The sequence below is a fragment of the Yoonia ponticola genome, from assembly GCF_014199395.1.
GTDB classification, from domain to species: Bacteria; Pseudomonadota; Alphaproteobacteria; order Rhodobacterales; family Rhodobacteraceae; genus Yoonia; species Yoonia ponticola.
In genome coordinates, this window is sequence record NZ_JACIJM010000012.1 from 1 (window position 1) to 19,084 (window position 19,084).

16 protein-coding genes and 2 pseudogenes are annotated in these 19,084 nt (G+C 53.2%); 9 read left to right on the top strand and 9 right to left on the bottom strand.

Annotated elements, in window-relative coordinates:
- The first annotated feature begins 173 nt into the window (after positions 1-173).
- A pseudogene (locus FHS72_RS15930) lies at positions 174-1,144 on the top strand (IS30 family transposase).
- Between the two features lie 48 nt (positions 1,145-1,192).
- Here the strand turns inward: FHS72_RS15930 and FHS72_RS15935 are convergent.
- Positions 1,193-2,272, bottom strand: a complete 1,080-nt coding sequence (locus tag FHS72_RS15935) for a polysaccharide pyruvyl transferase family protein (protein ID WP_183530656.1) — start codon at positions 2,270-2,272, stop codon at positions 1,193-1,195.
- A gap of 351 nt (positions 2,273-2,623) precedes the next feature.
- Between FHS72_RS15935 and FHS72_RS15940 the strand changes: the two are divergent.
- Positions 2,624-3,194: pseudogene (locus tag FHS72_RS15940) on the top strand (IS3 family transposase); the annotation flags it as partial.
- Between the two features lie 102 nt (positions 3,195-3,296).
- Here the strand turns inward: FHS72_RS15940 and FHS72_RS15945 are convergent.
- Positions 3,297-5,459, bottom strand: coding sequence for a bifunctional glycosyltransferase/CDP-glycerol:glycerophosphate glycerophosphotransferase (locus tag FHS72_RS15945; protein WP_183530658.1), 2,163 nt, complete (start codon positions 5,457-5,459; stop codon positions 3,297-3,299).
- Between the two features lie 220 nt (positions 5,460-5,679).
- Between FHS72_RS15945 and tagD the strand changes: the two genes are divergently transcribed.
- Positions 5,680-6,084, top strand: coding sequence for a glycerol-3-phosphate cytidylyltransferase (tagD, locus tag FHS72_RS15950; protein ID WP_183530660.1), 405 nt, complete (start codon positions 5,680-5,682; stop codon positions 6,082-6,084).
- Here the strand turns inward: tagD and FHS72_RS15955 are convergent.
- Entirely contained in the window at positions 6,081-6,239 is a 159-nt protein-coding gene (locus FHS72_RS15955; RefSeq protein WP_183530661.1) for a hypothetical protein, read from the bottom strand. The genes tagD and FHS72_RS15955 overlap by 4 nt on opposite strands.
- A gap of 209 nt (positions 6,240-6,448) precedes the next feature.
- Here FHS72_RS15955 and FHS72_RS15960 point away from each other — a divergent pair, with 209 nt between their 5' ends.
- The 4 genes from FHS72_RS15960 (at position 6,449) to FHS72_RS15975 (ending at position 10,441) form a co-directional block, all read left to right on the top strand.
- The gene (locus FHS72_RS15960) at positions 6,449-7,684 is read left to right on the top strand and encodes a LicD family protein (RefSeq protein WP_183530662.1); all 1,236 of its coding nucleotides are present in this window, start codon (positions 6,449-6,451) and stop codon (positions 7,682-7,684) included.
- Positions 7,685-7,697: 13 nt separating this feature from the next.
- A complete protein-coding gene (locus FHS72_RS15965) occupies positions 7,698-8,495 on the top strand; it encodes an ABC transporter permease (protein ID WP_246414820.1) in 798 nt (265 codons plus the stop codon).
- A 147-nt stretch (positions 8,496-8,642) separates the two neighbouring features.
- On the top strand, positions 8,643-9,779 hold the full coding sequence (locus tag FHS72_RS15970) for a KpsE/RkpR family capsule polysaccharide export protein (protein ID WP_343042708.1): 1,137 nt from the start codon (positions 8,643-8,645) through the stop codon (positions 9,777-9,779).
- A complete protein-coding gene (locus tag FHS72_RS15975) occupies positions 9,779-10,441 on the top strand; it encodes an ABC transporter ATP-binding protein (RefSeq protein WP_183530664.1) in 663 nt (220 codons plus the stop codon). The genes FHS72_RS15970 and FHS72_RS15975 overlap by 1 nt, the downstream gene beginning before the upstream one ends.
- On the opposite strand, the gene FHS72_RS15980 is transcribed toward FHS72_RS15975, so the two are convergent.
- The 4 genes from FHS72_RS15980 to FHS72_RS15995 all read right to left on the bottom strand — a co-directional run bounded on the left by FHS72_RS15980 (position 10,438) and on the right by FHS72_RS15995 (position 15,006).
- Positions 10,438-12,369, bottom strand: a complete 1,932-nt coding sequence (locus FHS72_RS15980) for a polysaccharide biosynthesis protein (RefSeq protein ID WP_183530666.1) — start codon at positions 12,367-12,369, stop codon at positions 10,438-10,440. The two genes, FHS72_RS15975 and FHS72_RS15980, sit on opposite strands and share 4 nt — an antisense overlap.
- Before the next feature lie 113 nt (positions 12,370-12,482).
- Positions 12,483-13,094: a sugar transferase gene (locus FHS72_RS15985; RefSeq protein ID WP_183530668.1), complete on the bottom strand. Its 612-nt coding sequence runs from the start codon at positions 13,092-13,094 to the stop codon at positions 12,483-12,485.
- Positions 13,091-13,900 (bottom strand): NAD-dependent epimerase/dehydratase family protein, encoded by an 810-nt coding sequence (locus tag FHS72_RS15990; RefSeq protein WP_183530670.1) that lies wholly within the window; start codon positions 13,898-13,900, stop codon positions 13,091-13,093. Before FHS72_RS15990 ends, FHS72_RS15985 begins: the two co-directional genes overlap by 4 nt.
- Positions 13,897-15,006: a polysaccharide biosynthesis/export family protein gene (locus tag FHS72_RS15995; protein ID WP_183530672.1), complete on the bottom strand. Its 1,110-nt coding sequence runs from the start codon at positions 15,004-15,006 to the stop codon at positions 13,897-13,899. Before FHS72_RS15995 ends, FHS72_RS15990 begins: the two co-directional genes overlap by 4 nt.
- Positions 15,007-15,137: 131 nt before the next feature.
- Between FHS72_RS15995 and FHS72_RS16000 the strand changes: the two genes are divergently transcribed.
- Together FHS72_RS16000 and galE are read left to right on the top strand one after the other, a co-directional pair.
- Positions 15,138-15,890: a metallophosphoesterase gene (locus FHS72_RS16000; protein WP_183530674.1), complete on the top strand. Its 753-nt coding sequence runs from the start codon at positions 15,138-15,140 to the stop codon at positions 15,888-15,890.
- 33 nt (positions 15,891-15,923) lie between these two features.
- Positions 15,924-16,940 (top strand): UDP-glucose 4-epimerase GalE, encoded by a 1,017-nt coding sequence (gene galE, locus FHS72_RS16005; RefSeq protein WP_183530676.1) that lies wholly within the window; start codon positions 15,924-15,926, stop codon positions 16,938-16,940.
- A gap of 152 nt (positions 16,941-17,092) precedes the next feature.
- On the opposite strand, the gene FHS72_RS16010 is transcribed toward galE, so the two are convergent.
- A complete protein-coding gene (locus FHS72_RS16010) occupies positions 17,093-17,740 on the bottom strand; it encodes a hypothetical protein (protein WP_221235453.1) in 648 nt (215 codons plus the stop codon).
- 203 nt (positions 17,741-17,943) lie between these two features.
- Complete coding sequence (locus tag FHS72_RS16015; protein WP_183530680.1) at positions 17,944-19,053, bottom strand: glycosyltransferase family 61 protein; 1,110 nt, start codon at positions 19,051-19,053, stop codon at positions 17,944-17,946.
- Positions 19,054-19,084 lie beyond the last annotated feature (31 nt).

Here is a 19,084-nt window from a genome sequence, read left to right on the forward strand (position 1 = left end):
TATGACGTCTACGCCCTGCCCAGCCATGCTCACGTCACGCCAAGTGAGACATTTCTACTTTGCGCAACCACGGACATTTCAACTTGGTTGCAACAGTCGATGTCGCCGCGGGTACATTCTAAACTGGGAAGCGACTTTTCCTCTATCCTACTGGAAAGTCAGGAGAACAGTTTATGAAACGCACCGAGTTAAATCTAGCTGAACGACGTACGATTGAGGACCTTTTGCACCGCAAGGTAAATGTGACTGAGATTGCGCGAAGGATCAATCGGCACCGCGCAACTATCTATCGCGAGATCAAACGCAACTTCTTTAAGGACGACGAGCTACCTCAACTGAGTGGTTATTATGGAATGACGGCACAGCGATGCACCGCTGAGCGTCGCGCAAGACGTAGAAAGCTGGTGCGCATTCCGACACTCCGTGAAGCTGTCATCGACCGGCTTCAGGAAGGTTGCTCACCCGAACAGATTGCTGGTCGCCTGAAGTTCGAAGGTCATACGACAACCGTCAGCCATGAGACGATCTATTCTTATGTCTACAGTTCAGATGGTCAGTCTCAGGAGCTCGCACGATATCTGCCAGATCGCCGTAAGAAGCGGAAACCGCGCCATGCGGCATAATGTTTCCGCTTGAACGCTCAATCCACAACAGGCCCGAGCACGTCAAGGACCGAGAGCATTTTGGCGCATGGGAAGGCGATCTGATGATCTTCCGGCGCGAACACGGCAAGACTAATGTCGCGTCATTGGTCGAACGGAAGACGCGGTACGCCGTGTTATTCCGCAACAACGATCGCAGTTCAAACCACTTCATGACGCGGCTGATGAATGTGATGGAGCCCCTGCCCCAAACCGCTCGCCAGTCGATAACCTTTGACCGCGGGATTGAGTTCTCGGGCTGGCGAAAGCTCAAACCCGGGATCGGAACTGAGGCCTGGTTCTGCGATCCGCAAGCGCCGTGGCAAAAAGGATCCGTCGAAAACCTAAACAAGCGTGCGCGGCGGTATCTGCCACGCGACACGCCGATCTCGGATCGCGATATGAAGGCAATTTGCGAGCGCATGAACGGAACCCCAAGGAAGTGCATGGGATGGCTTACGCCGGCAGAGGCATTTGCCGCAGAACTACGAAAACTTGGATAGAGAAATGTCGCAACCTAACTTGAGTTCACACCCCCTAATTATCTCAAATTAAAGATAATTTCCAACTTTCTCCCACCAGAACTCTTGTTTTTTTATAGTCCGGCCATGGTCCTCAAGATACATACGATATGACCCATCTGCATGACTTTCGGGTAGTGGAGAAAATCTAGACCCTAACGCGAGCACAGAAAAATGCTTCGTAGTAGAATAGCCAAACGGAGCAATGTATTGCCCGCGCAAGCCAGATCGAGCGGCTTGCATGTGAGGGTGGAAGCGTGAAGTAATCATAAAGTCCTCGGGCCCCATAGGAAGTGGTTCATGTGTCAACTCACTCACGTCAAGGCGCTGAAGGTTTGGTATTTTCTTTTCGAGCTCGTTATAGCGATCTACATCCTTATAATGACACTGCCAAAAAATCTTCCGTTCAAAAGAGTTTATATAGTCAAAATCAAGATTACTCACAGCAGCATCAGCCCAACTCTGTGAGTGAATAATAATATGAATTGTTTTCGGTCCTGCCTGCAAAGACGGCTGCATTAAAAATATATCATCAAGACCTAAAATAACGTTGGCTTGACCATTAGAAGCTTTTTGTATGTACTCAAAGGATGGATAATCTCGTACCTCAATGGCATCGAAAGCCATTAGAGCCTCCTTATATACAGCAGGAACACTTTCATCTAATTTTGGTGATGGCATTAGCCCCAGGCCAGTACCAACAACACGGCATCCAGTTTTTTCTTTAAGAGCGGCCCCTAAACCTATGTAAAAAGCATTATTTGGCCAAAGCTTATTAATGTATCCACCTCCGTGAAGATGGAAAACCTTTGATGAAAGAAGGCGATCTTTTTCTCCTTCTTCTAATTCTATACCATCATTGAAAAAATTTAGACCTGCTTTGAGAGAGGTCCAGAATCCAGAGGGAAGCTTACTTTGGTATGAATAGAGCGCTGACGAATAATGAACGTATGGGTATTTCTCTTGAAAGATATTGATGAGTGCTTTTTTCCGCATTCCTGACACAACAATTTTTTCATCTATTTTTCCAGCTAGAAAGTCGAGCCACTGCCGAACTATCAGTTCATCCCCAAAGTTTGGAACGCCTGCCCCCCCAATTAAATAATACATTTTTTACATACTTTCAAAGTGAAGCTCGTTTCGGAAAAGTTGAAATGACCCCAAATATATGGACAAATCTACGACCTGCCTTCAGAAGGTGTCCCACCTATAACGAGAATTTGCGGTTCTGGACTTCATAATCGGAGGCTTCGTGTTGGGCAAGTATATCATGCTCAAAGCGCCAAAATTTATCAAACGCTTTGAATATTGAGGATCTGGTGACAGTGTCGGATGTAATTTTGCCACCGAGAGGCTTTGTTGCAAAGATCTTCGATCTAATATTCTCCTTATGAAACCTGGACCAGTCGCCGTTTGATGCCGCTCCTTTGATAGTATTTACTGCAACAAAGAAGATTAACTATGGGACTGAAACGGACGGACGAATTTAGGCAAGATGCGGTGCGCATCGCACTGACCAGTGGGCTGACACGCTAGCAGGTCACTGGTGTTCTTCGCGAGCCAAAAGCCGTGAAGTTTAAGTTCATCGAAGAGCACCGATTTGCATTCTCTATTGGTCAGATGTGCCACGTGATGGACGTCGGTCTTTGTGGTTTGCGCGCGTTTCGCAACTGCCCTGCCAGCCGCTGGCAGCGATCTGATTTGTCGCCCTGGCGCATATCAATGAGCAGTCACATCTCAGCCTGGGCAGTTACGGTCGCCCACGAATGACTGAAGAGCTGAAAGAGATTTGCCTTAATATCGGCCACCGCCGTGTCGGGCGTTTGATGCGCCAGAACGGCATACACGCAAGCATAAGGTGACGACAGACAGCGATCATAAGTTCAATATCGTGCCAAACCCGCTGGATCGTAACTTCTCAGCAGATGCGCCCAATCAGAAGTGGGCAGGTGACATCACCTATATCTGGACGAAAAAAGAGGGTTGGGTTTATCTCGCTGTAATCCTGGATCTACATTCACCGCGCGTCCTCGCTTGTAACAGTTGCCGACGCTTGGCTACTTATAAGGCAGATGCTAGGAAATACTCTTGTGCGCCATCTCTCGCATCGGCCGTCATATTCTTGTTATGGGTCCTACACCTGACTTTGAGCGAAGACTATCTCGCAAACCCGCGCGGTGGCATAACCATCGTCCCATGCGCAAAATTTGGTATGAAAGGCATCCATGCTGGCTTTGGCCTCTGGGGATAGGGCATGATCGTCGCGCAAGGCAGTTTCAAGCTCTGAGAGAGTTTCGCAGTAAACACCTGGGTGTTCTTCACTGATGTCAAAGTAGGTACCGCGTGTGGCCTCATAATGTATTTTGTCATAGGCAAAAATGACAATTGGGCGTTTTTGAACGGCAAAGTCGAACATAATCGACGAATAATCCGTGATTAGCATATCTGTGGCTAACAAGACATCTGTGGAGCTGGCGTGTGCGCTGACGTCCATCACGCGCGAATTATTCAACCAACTGCTGTCAGGAGCCAAAAAGTAATGATCGCGAACTGCCAAAACACTGTCCTCGTCTAGCCCCGCCATGATGGTAGAGATGATTGTCTCTTTGTCTGGGTAATCTGTAGGGTTTTTCTGGTTTGAAGCTGAGCGAAATGTTGGCGCATAAAGCACAACTCGTTTGTCCGCAGGTAAGCCTAACGTTTCGCGCATTGCGGCGCGTTCGCTTGGGGTGGCTGTGACGAGGCGATCGTTGCGGGGATAACCTGTTTCTAAAATCTTAAAATTATAGGGAAAACCTTGCCGCCAGATACGAGAGGAATATTCATTGCTTGAAATGACATAGTCCCACCGCTTGCAGCGCTGAGCAAAAGCATTGGTATTACCGAGCCCTGACGGATTTTTCCGCAAGATATTCAGACCCATAAACTTGAGTGGCGTCCCATGTTTTGTCTGAACGTGGATCGTGCCCTTCCTTTTTATTACTTCAGTCGGAAAATTTGCGTTGGTGATCAGGATACGCGCTCGAGCTATATAGTAGAAATAGCGCAGGGTCTTTTCGCGCACATGCACAGCGTTGCCCGCAGTGCGACGCATCTCCACTCCGTCGCGAGCAACCCAGACATGTAGATATTTGCCCGGTGCAGTGTCTAAAAGGTGAGTAAAAATGTCATAGGGGTTACAATCAATTTTTTTGCCCCAATAAGATTCATAAATTACCATATCTTGTGCAACGGGCAAGCGGACTAATACATTGTTGTATATTGAAAGATTTAGACGCGCTCGTAGATTGCGGGCAGTCTTGCGAACATATTTAACGGCTTTACTCTCACGAACCGAGAGATACATTTCGCTCTTAAGCGCATTACGTAAGGTAAAACCTGGGCGTGATCCTAGCAGCATGCTAGAGCGCCCAACTACTGAAGCCCTGAAGTTTTTGCGAGGCTCACAAAGCGCCTCGATCTGTTGCGCAAAGTCATACCGTCTCTTAGGCGGCAGTCTATCCTTATTATCTAGCACTGTCAAAAGGCTATTAAAGCGACGCAATGCCAATGCCTGACCATATTGCTCATACCACTGTGGATTTCTTTCAAGTAACTTCCAAAGCTCAGCCCATCGGTCAAAAATATCAAAATGGGCATCGTCACGGCTACGCAGGATAGATCCCTGACGTTGCCGGTAAAGAATTGCGACATCGGGTATGGTGACAATGGTTTTTGCCATCATCAGCACAGCATAGTTCCATGCGATATCCTCGTATTTACCTGCCGGAAACGTCAGTTTAGACGACAATAGGAAATTGCGCCTGTAAACCTTATTCCACGCTACATTCAAGTTATTAAAAAGCTTAACTCTCTCATCGACTGTTTCATGAACGCGACTCGTAAGCAGTCGGCTGAGTACATTATCTACTACCTTGCCGTCCTCATAGAGTCGCGCATGATTGACGATAGCAACGTCGGGCGTTGTGATGATCGCCTCTTGCATTTTAGTATGCGCGTTTGGGGTGAACACATCATCGCCATCAAGATAGGCAATATAATCACCAGTAGCTTGTGCCGTCCCCAAATTACGGACAGGGCCAAGGCCGATGTTCCTGACATTAGTGACGACGCGAACGTTGGTGTGGTTTCCGACAGCTCGGTTAATAACCTCTAACGTCCGGTCGGTCGAAGCATCGTTAACTACGATCACCTCATAAAAAGCAGGGGTTTGTTGTAACGCGGAACTGACAGCCTCCTCTATAAAATTTTCGACGTTGTAAGCAGCAATAATAACTGAAATTCTTTGCTCGTTCATTTGCGCGCTGCTTTCTCTACATGGCTTTCAACCCAGACCACATACATCTGGGAGCTAAGCAATAGCAACGTCTGGCGTTATCAAGGCGACCACATTGGGTGTGTTAATGACAGAACGCAAACGTATATTAATCATGCAATAAGGCTTGTATGCTTATAAGGTGTACACAAAAAGACTATGTGGACGAGCGCTGACGGTGGAGCAGTAGAGGGATAATACGTTGAAAAAAGTCATTACCTACGGGACCTTTGATACCCTGCACTTCGGGCATATACGTCTTTTGGAGCGTGCCAAAAGCCTTGGTGATTATCTGATCGTGGGCCTGTCCACCGACAAATTTAATGCAGGCAAAGGCAAGACGTCACACTTTAACTACGCTGAGCGCAAAGCCTTTCTTGAAGCGATCCGCTATGTCGACGAGGTCATCCCAGAAGAGGATTGGGAGCAGAAATCACGTGATGTTGTCGCACATGAGATTGATACCTTCACCATGGGTGACGATTGGGCTGGTGAGTTCGATTTTCTAGCCGAGTTTTGCGACGTCCATTATCTAAGCCGCACGCCAGCGATCTCGAGCACGTTGATCAAGGCAAATATGACAAAGCCGGGCGTTAAAACGGGCTAAGCTGGATTTGGCTTTTCGTCGGGAACGGCAAGTGTCGCGGCGATATTCTGCGCGATCTCGCTCACTGGCTTGCAGGCAGCCAGACCTTCGAGAATTTGAAGTTCAATCAACTTCACCGGTGTCGCAGTTGTCGTATCAAAGCGGTGCTGGAACATGTGATGTCTCCTGTCGCGGCAATCATAGGCTCAGATTGGGTGACGTTTGTATCAAAGCAATGACAATTTTTTAACATTGCTATGAAACCTCAACGCAGTGCTGTGACGTGCATTGTCATGCGGGCCTTTTTCATGTTGAAACGCACTACCAAAGCAAAAGGACGTCCGGTGCCCTATCTTCGATTGATCAACCTGTCAGAGACGGCACAATGAAACTCTACCTTCCTAAAAGCTTTAAGATGATGATGTTGCTGAACCATAACCATGGTGCCTTGGTGCGTGGGATTGCAGCAAGCCTTGCTTATATCATGACACTGATTGTCACGCGCCGCCATGTGCTAGCAGCCGAGCTTGCAGGATGTTTTTGGACAAAAAATGATTTTAAGTTGGGTGCACGCCGCAGCGCTTGGTATGCACGTCGGTCCTGGCTAAAGCTTGATGTGTCCCAAGATGACTTTTTTGATCCTACCGAGGGTATGAATGACACCCAACTCGATGGGTTGGAGCGGTTTATCATTGCGCGTAAGCGTCATTTAGAACCTATTGTTTATGCCGCTGACCGTGCTTTTGTGGCCGCCCGAAGGCTCGACAACAATAGCGACCCTGCCCAACGCATACCCAATATGACTGCGTTTAAGGCGGCTTGTGATGCGCTGCTCGTACACCGGGGCGAAACGCTTCCGAGCACTTTGAAACCAAAGAAGCCACGCAAAGGTGACTTTCCGATTGAGGACGCCAAACAAGCACTGGATGATTTCGTCACCCTGTTTCCACTTGATCAGTTGCCTTGGTTTTTTGTGTCAGGCACGTTTCTTGGGCTTGTACGGGAAAAGGGTTTTCTCGCCCACGACTATGATATCGACCTTGGCGTCTTTGAGGACGAAATCGATATCCGTGCAACCTGTGCCGCGATTTTGGCAAGCGACCGCTTTGTGTTGAAAAAATACGACTACCACAAGTCGAGCCTGTTCAACACGGATACCACCTCGACCAATCCTGATGTGCCGTACATCCTCAAGATTATTCACACATCAGGCATTCATATCGACCTGTTCATTCACTACCGCGACACCCGCGTCACACCCGCGATCCACTGGCATGGGTCATCCCTGCATCGCTGGGAAAACAGTGCCTTCGAGGTCGTGCCTTATGCGTTCTACGATCACACTGTGCTGGGACCTGCCGATGCGGATCGGTATTTGACCGAAAATTACGGCGATTGGCGCACGCCAGTCACAGAGTTCAACTGCACGACTGACACGCCTAATCTTGTGCTGGTCCCACACCCCATTGCGGTTGTGATCTTTCTGAAACGCTACGTGTTCAACAAGGCCTTTGATCCTGCCGCCGCCAACCAGCTTGAGGCAGAGCTGCGCACAAATGGATTCTTGGTCGACGGGCCTGACGGGGCGCTCCAGTTCTCTGGCGACTTATTTGCAAACTGATCTATAAAGACACATGTCCAACTCCACGCCAACTCGCGGTGATATGCCTGCCCTGACGCCCTTGCGGTCGATCTTGGCGTTGATGTTACGCGAGATGGGGTCGACCTATGGCGACAGCCCGGGCGGATATGTCTGGGCCATCTTACAACCCATTGGAATGATAGCCATTCTGACGGTCGGCTTTTCACTAATAATAAAATCGCCCGCGTTAGGCACTAGTTTCATCCTGTTTTACGCAACGGGCTTTCTAACCTACAGCATGTTCAATCAGCTAATGCGGGCGGTATTGGCCGCGCTGAAATACTCAAAAGCGATGCTCGCTTATCCACGTGTCATCTGGCTAGATGCCATTCTGGCGCGTTTTTTGCTGAACGCCCTGACATTCTTGACGGTCTTTTGCATCGTCATCACGGGCGTGCTTGTGTTTGATGATACACGAACAGTTATTACGATTCAGCCGATCATAGTTGGCCTTATGATTTGCATGTTCTCAGGGCTGGGTGTGGGCATGATCAACTGCCTGCTGATTGGGCTGTTTCCCGTTTGGGAGGTTATCTGGAAAATTTTGACGAGACCGTTGTTCATCGCATCCGGTGTCATCTTTATCTATGAAGATATGCCACGCATGGTCCAAGACATCTTGTGGTGGAACCCCGTTCTACATGCAACTGGCCTTGTCCGCACAGGGTTTTACCCCAACTACCATGCAAGTTATGTGTCGCTAACCTATTGCTTCGCTTTCTCTATGATCTTGATTGCATTCGCCCTTTTGATGCTTTGGAACAAGCACGCAAAAATTCTGAACCGTTAGGGAAGCACTGGCCTGATGACGTGCAACCCGCTAAGTTCGACTTAACAATAAGTAGGCTAGACATAACTCATGGCAGACGCCCCACATCCAAAGCCTACGCCGGCTCCCGCCAAAAAACCAACCGCGAAACCAAAGAAATCGCCGGTAGTGATCCGGCCCTTCGCAGGCAAAGCCACTCGTAAGGCACGCCATTGGGGTCTGATATCTGCGTTTGCAATCATGGTCTTGCTGCCTGTGCTTGCAACATGGGCGTATCTGTCCGTGCGCGCCGTGGAACAATATGCATCTACCGTAGCCTTCACTGTGCGCAGCGAAGACGTGTCCAGTGCGACAGATCTGCTAGGCGGACTTAGCACTAGCTTTGGCGGCGGCGGCGGTAGCGACAGTGACATTCTGTATGAATTTATTCGCTCCCAAGCGCTTGTCGCCCAAATTGATACAGAACTTGATCTGCGCAGCTACTATTCCCGCCACGTCGACGCAGACCCTATTTTTGGCTTTGATCCCGACGGTACCATCGAAGACCTGACCGCCTATTGGCAACGCATGGTTCGGATATCTTACGACTCGGGGTCTGGCCTGATGGAGTTACGGGTGCTGGCGTTTGAACCAGACGAAGCGCGCGCGATCGCAAACGCAATCTTCAGCAATTCCTCTGAAATGATCAATAATCTATCCGCCATCGCGCGCGAGGATGCGACACGCTACGCCCGCGAAGATTTGGAACTTGCGGTGGAGCGATTGAAAGTCGCCCGTGAAAGCCTGACAGCGTTTCGTATTTCCAGCGAAATTGTTGATCCTACAGCTGATATCGAAGGCCAGATGGGCCTGCTAAACCTACTGCAATCGCAACAAGTTGAAGCATTAATCGAATTCGACCTGCTCAATAATGCCACTCGTGATGGCGATCCACGTCTTGAACAAGCCCGCCGCAGGATCATCGTAATCGAAGACCGCATCCGCGATGAACGTCGCAAATTCGGGGTTGGTGGCGGTGCCGAGGACGACACAAGTTACGCAGAAACCATTGCCGAATTCGAACGCCTTGCGGTGGATCGCGAATTTGCCGAACAAGCCTACGCCATTACACTCGCGGCCTTTGACAGTGCCCGCGCGGAAGCCAATCGTCAAAGCCGGTATTTGGCGGCCTACATCCAGCCCACCTTGGCCGAACGCTCGGAATTCCCAAGTCGGCCTTTGCTGGTTGGTATCGTGGCCCTCTTTAGCTTTTTGGCTTGGGCGATCACGGCGCTTGTCTATTACGCACTGCGCGATCGGCGCTAATGATCCAGTTTGACCACATCAAGAAAAGTTTCTGGACCCGTGACGGGCCGAAATATGTGGCCCGCGATATCAGCATCGTGTTCCCATCCGGCAAATCTGTTGGCCTCTTGGGGCGTAACGGGGCGGGTAAATCGACCTTGATGCAAATGATCGGCGGCACCGTCAAACCAGATAAAGGCACGATCCATATCAAAGGATCAATGTCGTGGCCTGTCGGTTTTGCAGGCTCGTTTCATGGTGATTTAACTGGTGAGCAGAACAGCCGGTTTATTGCGCGTGTCTACGGTGTTGATACCGACGAACTGCTAGATTTCGTCGAAGACTTTGCCGAACTTGGTGCCCATTTTTATCTGCCTGTGCGCAGCTATTCTTCTGGTATGAAATCCCGGTTGGCCTTTGGCATTTCGATTGGCATCCCCTTTGACACGTACCTCGTGGATGAAGTCACATCCGTGGGCGACGCCGCATTCCGCAAGAAAAGCCGACTGGTTTTTGAAGAACGGATGCGCGGTGCGGGTGCTGTTGTGGTGTCACATGCAATGACCGATATGCGCCAGCTGTGCGATGCGGGGGCAGTTCTGGAAGACGGCATATTGACCTACTACGATGACATCGAAGAGGCGATTGCGCAGCATCAGGAAAACATGGGCGCGACAGATTAAAACGGACGCTTCGGCACGTCCTCTTTAGCGTGCACCCGCAATGCCGTAGGTGCTGCAGCCGACCCAATCTGCTCGATCCAGCGTGACAGTGCCACGCGTAATGCTGCCTCGTCCAACTCGCTCGCGGCTGTCCGTACTGCTTTTAACACCGCTGCCACTTCGATTTCGCTGAGTTGCGGCTCGTGCGCTCGTACGATTTTGGGGTGCACGGTAGGCCTGCTATCGTTGCCGATCAGTAGTTCTTCGTATAATTTTTCGCCCGGACGCAGCCCGGTCATGACGATTTCGATCTGACCTCTGGGGTTGTTTGTGTCGCGCAGCGTGTGGCCTGAGGCTTCGATCATGCGGCGTGCCAGATCGTAGATCAGCACCGGATCACCCATATCCAGCACAAAGACGTCGCCGCCCACAGCCAGCGCACCAGCGGCCAGCACCAGCCGCGATGCTTCGGGGATCGTCATGAAATAGCGTGTCACGTCGCGGTGCGTCAGCGTCAGCGGTCCACCCTTGCGGATCTGGTCTTGGAATAGCGGCACCACAGAGCCAGACGACCCCATAACATTGCCAAAACGCACCATAGAAAATATCGTTTTGCCGCGGCCAATTTGTGCCGTCCGGTTTGCCAAATCCTGGATCAGGATTTCAGCAAGCCGCTTGGACGCGCCCATCGCATTGGTCGGGCGCACAGCCTTGTCGCTGGAAATCAGGATAAACTGGGCGACACCCGCATCAGCCGCGGCCAATGCCAGCGTTTGCGTGCCAAAGACGTTGTTCGTGACGCCGACGATGGCATTGCGTTCCACCAATGGCACATGTTTATAAGCGGCGGCATGCAGCACAATTTCAACGCTATGCCGATCCATGATCTGCCGCATCAGCGGACCATCCATGACGGTGCCCAGGAACGGCACGATCTCGACGGCGGGAATATCGCCCTGCAATTCGCGCAGTTCTTTGTCGATGTTGTAAAGCGCCAGTTCGCTCATCTCGAGCAGCACCAGACAGCGCGGTTTATGATCCAATACCTGACGGCACAGTTCTGACCCGATAGAGCCACCCGCGCCCGTGATAAACACACAACGGTCGCGGTATGTGGCGGCACCATCCAGCAGGTCGTCTTCGAAGGCAGGACGCCCCAAAAACTGACCCGGTGCCACAGGTTCCAACTGCCCGACCAGCGTATTGCCGCGTGCAAGTTGCGCGAATGACGGCAAAGCTTGTACGTCCAAATCCCATTCGGTCAACTGGCGCGTGAGCTTGAGCATCCGTGGCCGTCCGATCGACGGCATCGCCAGCAGCACGCGGTCCACACGGCGCGAGCGTTGCAATTTGCGGATCGTGGAGGGCGCATAGACCCGCAGACCTTGCACGATACTGCCCTGCAACGTGGTATTGTCATCGATAAACGCGACCGGAAAGATACTGTCATCCATCCGCAAAGCCGCCGCCAATTGCCGTCCCGTAGGCCCTGCCCCGTAAATAAGCACCCGCGATTGTTCCATGTTTTTGTCGCGATAGACGCTTTGCAGCACCTGCAAAAGCGCCAAACGACTGACCACAGCCATCAGGAAAAACACAATCGCAAAGACGATAAATCCCGACACCGGACTGTTGTGTCCAACCAAACCATCCAGCACAATCGCCGACAGACCCAGCGCCATCGCATGGATCGCCGACAGGCCAATCGCGCGGTTTTCATAGGCTTTGAGCTGGATGCGGTAGATGTCCATCACCACGGCCAACAAACCCGAAATCAACATCATCAAGGCAATCGCACGATAGGAAAATAGCGGCGTCTGATCCCATGACAACGTGTTGTTGACCAAGGCAAAGCCTACGTACAACGCCACAGGGGCCAGCATAATGTCGAGCGCAAGCATGATCGCCCACTTTGCCGAGCGTGGTAGTTGGCTGACCAGTTGATACATAGATATCCTCGAACCGCAGGTAATCGCGATTATATTTAGCTGGAATTACAGCAAATTATGACCCTATGACAAGCTAAGTCACGGGTTTATCGCGTTTCATGGGCAAAATGCGCTTATTTGCGACGAAAAGGTCGCCCTGCGGTTTCCCAAATCAACGCCAGATCAAAGCAAAGCGATTGTTGGCGCTGGTAAATCAGATCAAGCGTGGCTTTGCGCGGCACACAGCGGGTGCGGTAGGCGTGATCGGTCTGGGCGGGCGTGCTGCAGGCCGCCAAAATCTGCTCTTCGTGTTGATGAAACCGCAATGATGCAAGGCCAGTAATCCCCGGACGATTGCGCAGCACCTCCGCATAGAGATCGGGAAAATCATCAACATAGGTGCGCAGCGGCGGACGCGGCCCGACAAAGGACATATCACCGCGCAGCACATTCCACAGCTGCGGCAGCTCATCGAGCCGGCTTTTGCGCAAGGCCCGATAGACCGGCGGGATCGCATTACTTTTGTTACCGCCTGTAACACCGCCATCCGATGCGCCGACCCGCATCGTGCGCAGCTTAATCAGTGAAAAGCCCTGTGTTGGGGTCTTCATCCGTTCCGAGACGTAGAACAGGGGTCGCCCCTCAGTGATCAGCAACAGCACCATCAAGATCACTAAAATCGGGATCGCAGGCACAATCAGCAGCAAAGCCAGTACAATATCCAAGGCGCGCTTTTGTGGCGTCATGCGCCCCACCCCGCCAATCGCGCCTCGGCCACCAATTGCATAGGATCAGCGGGCGGCAATGTGATCAGGCGCTGCACCTTCGTTATATCCAACTCTAACGACGGGATCGCGGTGGCGGGCGCGTCTTGCCATGTCCACCGATGATCTGCGGCGACCAGCATATCCGCCATCGCCACCAATCCCGGTTGCGCAAGGTTCAGCACGGGTGCCGCAAAATCACCAAGCGCCAACAGATCAGCAAAAGCCTGCCCCAAGGCGCGCGGCCCAATCATCATCCGTTTTGGACTTTGCCCATCCGCGAACCGGTCCAGTGTCACAGGGCCCCGCGCCGCTGCCATTAGCAGCGCATCCGCCCCAATCGCATTGGCAACCCGCAGGCTCGTGGCATTAGGCAAATCGCGCAGCACCGCCTCAGCGTCCAACTTTGCCGCACCATATGCAGCAGGCTGGCAGGGACTACTTTCAGACAACACACCCGATTGCGGCCCGTAAACGGCTTGGGTCGAGGCGAAAAGCAGCGGCGCGCCATCCGCGACATCAGCCGCCGCCAAAGCCAAATCACGGTTCAGATCCAGATCAGGCCCTGACGTTGGCCCCGCCAAACAGATCACGCCAGAGACAGCAATGTCAGGTGCCGCATCAGCCAGCATATCCCAGATTATCTTCTGATCCGCTTGGTCAGGGGCATCCTTGCGGTACTGCCACACAGGTACACCTCCAAAATCCAGCGCGCCCTGCACCCAAAGCCGGTGCAGCATCCGCCCCACGCGGCTGCTGGCACCCAAAATCAACGGGCCGGTGGTCATAGTGCTGCAGCCACACCCAAAGCAGAGCCAAACAAGGCGAAAATCGTCCGGACAGAGCTGACAGGGCTTTCGGTGCCGTAGATCAAATCGCCGGGCATGATCTCAAACGATTTCGCACTGAACAGACCATCCGCCGTCGTCAGATCTAGCGTGAACACGACCCAAGGTTTCGACGGACCATTCGCGCCAACCGCACTGTTAGGGTAGGTCCGCAAAATCAGAATGCCCTGGGCATTGGCGCGGTCTTCGGCCAAACCACCGATAATCGCCAGCGCATCCAACGCAGTCACCCGATCATCTGGAAACAGATGTTGGGCTTGCGTGCCAGTGGCACCCAGCGACAGGAACATCCGCTCTTCTTCGGCCACAATCACACGGTCGCGCCCTTGCAAAGTCGTGTCTAACGTGGGGTTTTTGAATATTTTCTCAACAGAGGTGCTGTAAATCCGGTTGCCACGAAACAGCTTGATCTGCGGGTTAACAAGGCTCGGATCAACACCGCCACCTTCAGACAGCAGCGACAGCACACCATAAGCACGATCCGGCAGCGGATACCGCCCCGGTGCGCGTACACCAGAGACAAGGTTCACGGTTTTAGCTTGTCCCGGCGTCATGCTCAACTGCACTTGGGCGGACGGGCTAGAGCCTAACATGACGGATTCGATCCGTGACCGTGCTGCCGCCGCCGTCATTCCCGCCACATTCACATCGCCCACGAAGGGCAGGAAAATCTCGCCGTTTGGCGCGACCTCGATGGCCTCAAGTTGGGTGACACGTTGCCCTGCCCCCACCAGCAGCGAATTTTCAGCCGCATCCCAGATCGTGATCGACAGCAAATCACCCGCCGCAATCACCGGTGCCCCCGCCGATGCTGTGCTATTGAGCCAGCCATGCGAGGCAGCCCCCACACGCGGCCAATCTTGCAATGCGGCCAGTCGGTTACGGGTCACGGTCTCGACTGCAAAATCATATTGGGCGTCCGCATCGCCAGTGGCAGATTGGCTTGCGGCCAGCACTTCGGTCTGGAAACCGGCACCGCGCGGGGTGTTACAGGCGGTTAGCACAGCGCAAAGGCACAGCACACCAAACCCGCGAAAACATAGCATCAAAGACATCCCCCTGCTGGATCGCCAGCTTGGGCAAAATACCCTGCATCCATGGGGTGTCAATCATAGCTTGGGGTCGGGTGCAAAACCGCTTAAGTTCCCCACAACAGCAAACCAAACCGCAGGCCCTTATGTCCTTTCTCAAACGTCTTTTTGGTGGTGCCTCTGCCCCTCGTTTTGATGCCCCTCTTGCCCCTGATGCCCCGTTTTTTGTGATCGGTGATGTGCATGGCTGCATGAGGCCGCTGACCACGCTGTTGCACCAGATGCAGGACCGCGATCCAGACGCGCCGCGTGTGTTTGTCGGCGATTACGTGGACCGTGGCGACGATAGCGCAGGTGTTTTGCGCTGCTTGTTTGCGATGAAAGACGACCCGCGCGTCACCTGCCTGTCGGGCAACCACGAAGACATGATGCTGGGGTTTCTAGATCAACCCGAAGCCAAAGGTGCGCGCTGGCTACGCTACGGCGGTCTGCAAACATTGGCGAGCTTTGGCATCGGCGGTGTGACCAATAGCAGCGAAGGCGAGGCATTGACCACGGCCCGCGATGCACTGGTGAATGCGATGGGCGCGGATATGCTGGATTGGTTGCGCGGCCTGCCCACCACATGGGCCAGTGGTAATGTGACGGTTGTCCATGCAGGCGCGGACCCTGCGACGCCGCTAACGCTGCAATCGGACAAGACCTTTAAATGGGGTCACAAGGATTTCGCGACGGTGCTGCGCACCGATGGCGCATGGATCGCACACGGCCACACGATCGTGGATCATGCCAATGCACAGGGCGGCAAAATCGCTGTGGACACAGGCGCTTATGCCACTGGGCAGCTGACCGCCGCTTATATCACAACAGGGGATGCCACTTTTGTGCAAACCCGCTAAAGACCGCCTTAATTTGTTACGAAAGTAGATAGTATGCGTGTATTAGTCACCGGCGGCGCCGGATATATCGGGTCCCACACATTGGTCGAACTGCTGGGCCAAGCGCACGCGGTCTGCGTTCTCGACAATTACGACAACGCCTCACCCGAAGTCCTGACCCGTGTGCGCGCCCTGACCAACGGCCAGATCACAGCCTATGAAGGCGACGTGCGCGACGGCGCGATGCTCGACCAAGTCATGTCTGACTTTGCGCCCGACGTGGTGATCCACTTTGCAGGTCTCAAGGCGGTGGGCGATTCCATGACAAACCCGCTGGGCTACTACGACGTGAACGTGCGCGGCACGCTGCAATTGCTGGCCGCGATGGACCGTCATCAGGTCCGGCGCGTGATCTTTTCCAGTTCTGCCACAGTCTACGGCGAGCCGGTCTACCTGCCCTACGACGAGGCACACCCGACCAATCCGACATCCGTCTACGGTCGCACCAAACTAATCGCCGAGCAGATCATCACCGATTGGGCCGCAACCCATGCGGATGCCTCTGCCGTGCTGCTGCGCTACTTCAATCCGGTCGGCGCACATGCGTCAACGCAGATCGGCGAACATCCTGACGGTGTGCCAAACAACCTGATGCCATTCATTGCCCAAGTCGCGGTCGGCACACGCCAAGAGTTGCAAGTCTTTGGCGACGACTACGACACGCCCGACGGCACCGGCCTGCGCGACTATATCCATGTGGTTGATCTGGCCCGCGCCCATGTGGCGGCTGTCGATTATACCCAAAACGCCACAGGGGCGCGGGTGTTCAACGTCGGCACCGGGACCAGCTATTCGGTGCACGACATGGTCGGCGCATTTGCCAAAGCCTGCGGGCGCGACATTCCTTGCGTGATCAAACCGCGCCGTGCAGGCGATATCGCGGCAATGCAAGCCAACGCACAACGGGCCAATAGCGAGTTGGGCTGGACCGCAACCCACACGCTAGACGACATGGCCCGCAGCACATGGGATTGGCAATCCGCAAACCCGACAGGCTACGAGACCAGCTAACGCCGCTTTCGCTTCTTTGGCTTCTTTGACTTCTTCTAAATCCCGGGGGGTGAGCGGCGTCTTGGAAAAGGTCCAGTGGACCTTTTCAGCCGTGAACGCGCGAAGCGCCGTTGGGGGCCAGCCCCCAACGGCAATTTTTCGCGAAAAATCGTCTACCGTTCCGCGATAAAGCCGCCATCAAAGTCTTGATCGACACCGTCAACGCTGACGCCACCCAAAGCGTCGCCGCCGATGGCATCATAGCTGTCACCTAGGAAATCGCCTTCGAGTTGGACCGCAAAGACCAAATCATGGTCAGCATTATCCGTCAGTGTCCCCGCAACCTGCACCCCGCGCACAGTCGCGTCGCTGGCAGGGTTACCATTCCGGTCCAACGCACCGCCGCTAATCGCCAAGGTGCCCGTCATGTCATTGTCATCGCTATCGATGAAATCACTGGCCGTGCCGGTAAAGCTCGCGCCGCCTGCGTTGAAACTGGCCCGAATGCTCAATGACCCCACGACTTTGTCCGTGATGTCGTCGCTTTCGTTGGACAAATCGCCAAACAAATAGCCGTCGTAGTTTGCACCACCGCTGACCGGGATCGCCCCAAGGCTTGTGTAAGTTGGCGGTGCCCATGTCGCGAGCAACGTTGTCGCAGACGCGCGTGGCCCGCTTAATGTGGTGTCCGTCGTCGTGCTGCCGCCCGACGGGACAACAACATCCGTCACCGGATCACTATCACCGCCGCCACCGCAGGCCGCAAGACCCGATAGCATCACACAGGCGACCGCTGGCCGCAGAAAAGCAAAATTCATCATAGCGTCATTGTTCCAAAGCACTCCGCCCATTTTGCGGTCAAACTCTGGCTTTTTGACGAAAAGCGCACCCGCGCGGATAAAAATACACCTGCGAGGTTGCGATAGGATTAAGATTGGTTTGTGGCTTTCGCCAGTGACAGCACAAATCGCGGCCACCCTCGCAGAGAGGCCGCGCAGTGTGAGACCTGTTCAATCAATAGGCGTTACGGTTTGACGTAACGCTTGAAGCCTACTTTTTGAGCCACAGCCAATTCTTCGACCAGTTCAGCAAGGTCCGCATCCGAGAACGGCGCCCAACGTTCGCCCCCCGAAATAAACCCGCCTTCTTTCAAGCGATCATACAGGATGCCGAAATCGACCTCGCCAAAGGACACGCGGCTTGGCCGGTTGTCCTGCTCTGGAATCCAGTCTTGGACCAAGGCAGAAATCGTGGTGGTTTCGATCTCTTGGAACGCTTTGAGCTGACGCGCGAAAATCTCGTCCAGATTACCAGCACGCCGCGCAATACAGGCAACCTTTTGATTTGCATCACAGACCAATGCGGCCATGTGTAACGGTGATCCGTCGATGGAAATGATATGTGTCGCGGCCTTATAAGCAGCGATTTGTTCTTCAAAGTTATGCTTTTGCGGGTGGAACGCCGTGTAGCCTTCAGCCTCGAGCAGTGCTTCGAGCCGTTTTTCACCCAGCATAGAGCCACGCGCAGGCGGCAGGGCCGAGCGTGATACGTAGATTTTCTTGTCGCCTTGTGGCGCTACACCTTTGCCACCTTTGGATTTGATCCAATCGCGGAATTCAGGTGCGCCCTCGATCATCTCGAACATGCCGAAACCCTGCTGTGGGACATATAATGTCTCAACACGTGTCGGATCTTCGATGTTGATGACGGGAATATCCACGCCCAGCATTTCAATCAGCGGACGGAACACGCCAACCACATGCTGCGGCCGGTTCTGGAATTTCGGCACAAAGGCAATCCCGTCGATCTTCCCTTTCAGGTGGTCAACCGCCCAAAACCTGCAAATGCTTTCCACCAGAAAATGACCAAAGTGACCAAAGAGCGGCCCCGCGTACATATAAGACCCTTCAAGGTCCACAATATCGCCCGCATCCGGCATCGCGGGCTCCAGATTGATCTGGTTGGTGTTGCGCCATGTGATCGAATTTTCGACAAAATTGCCGTCCGCATCCAGCACACCGGATTTCTGCACCGATCGGTTCGCATCACCCTTGGGCGGTGGAATCACCAAAGCGCCTTTGAGGCAAACTGTGTTATCAACGATTGGTTGGTCTAATGAAGGGGCAGTGAACATGAACAAGCCTGTTTTATCTGTAACTATACCC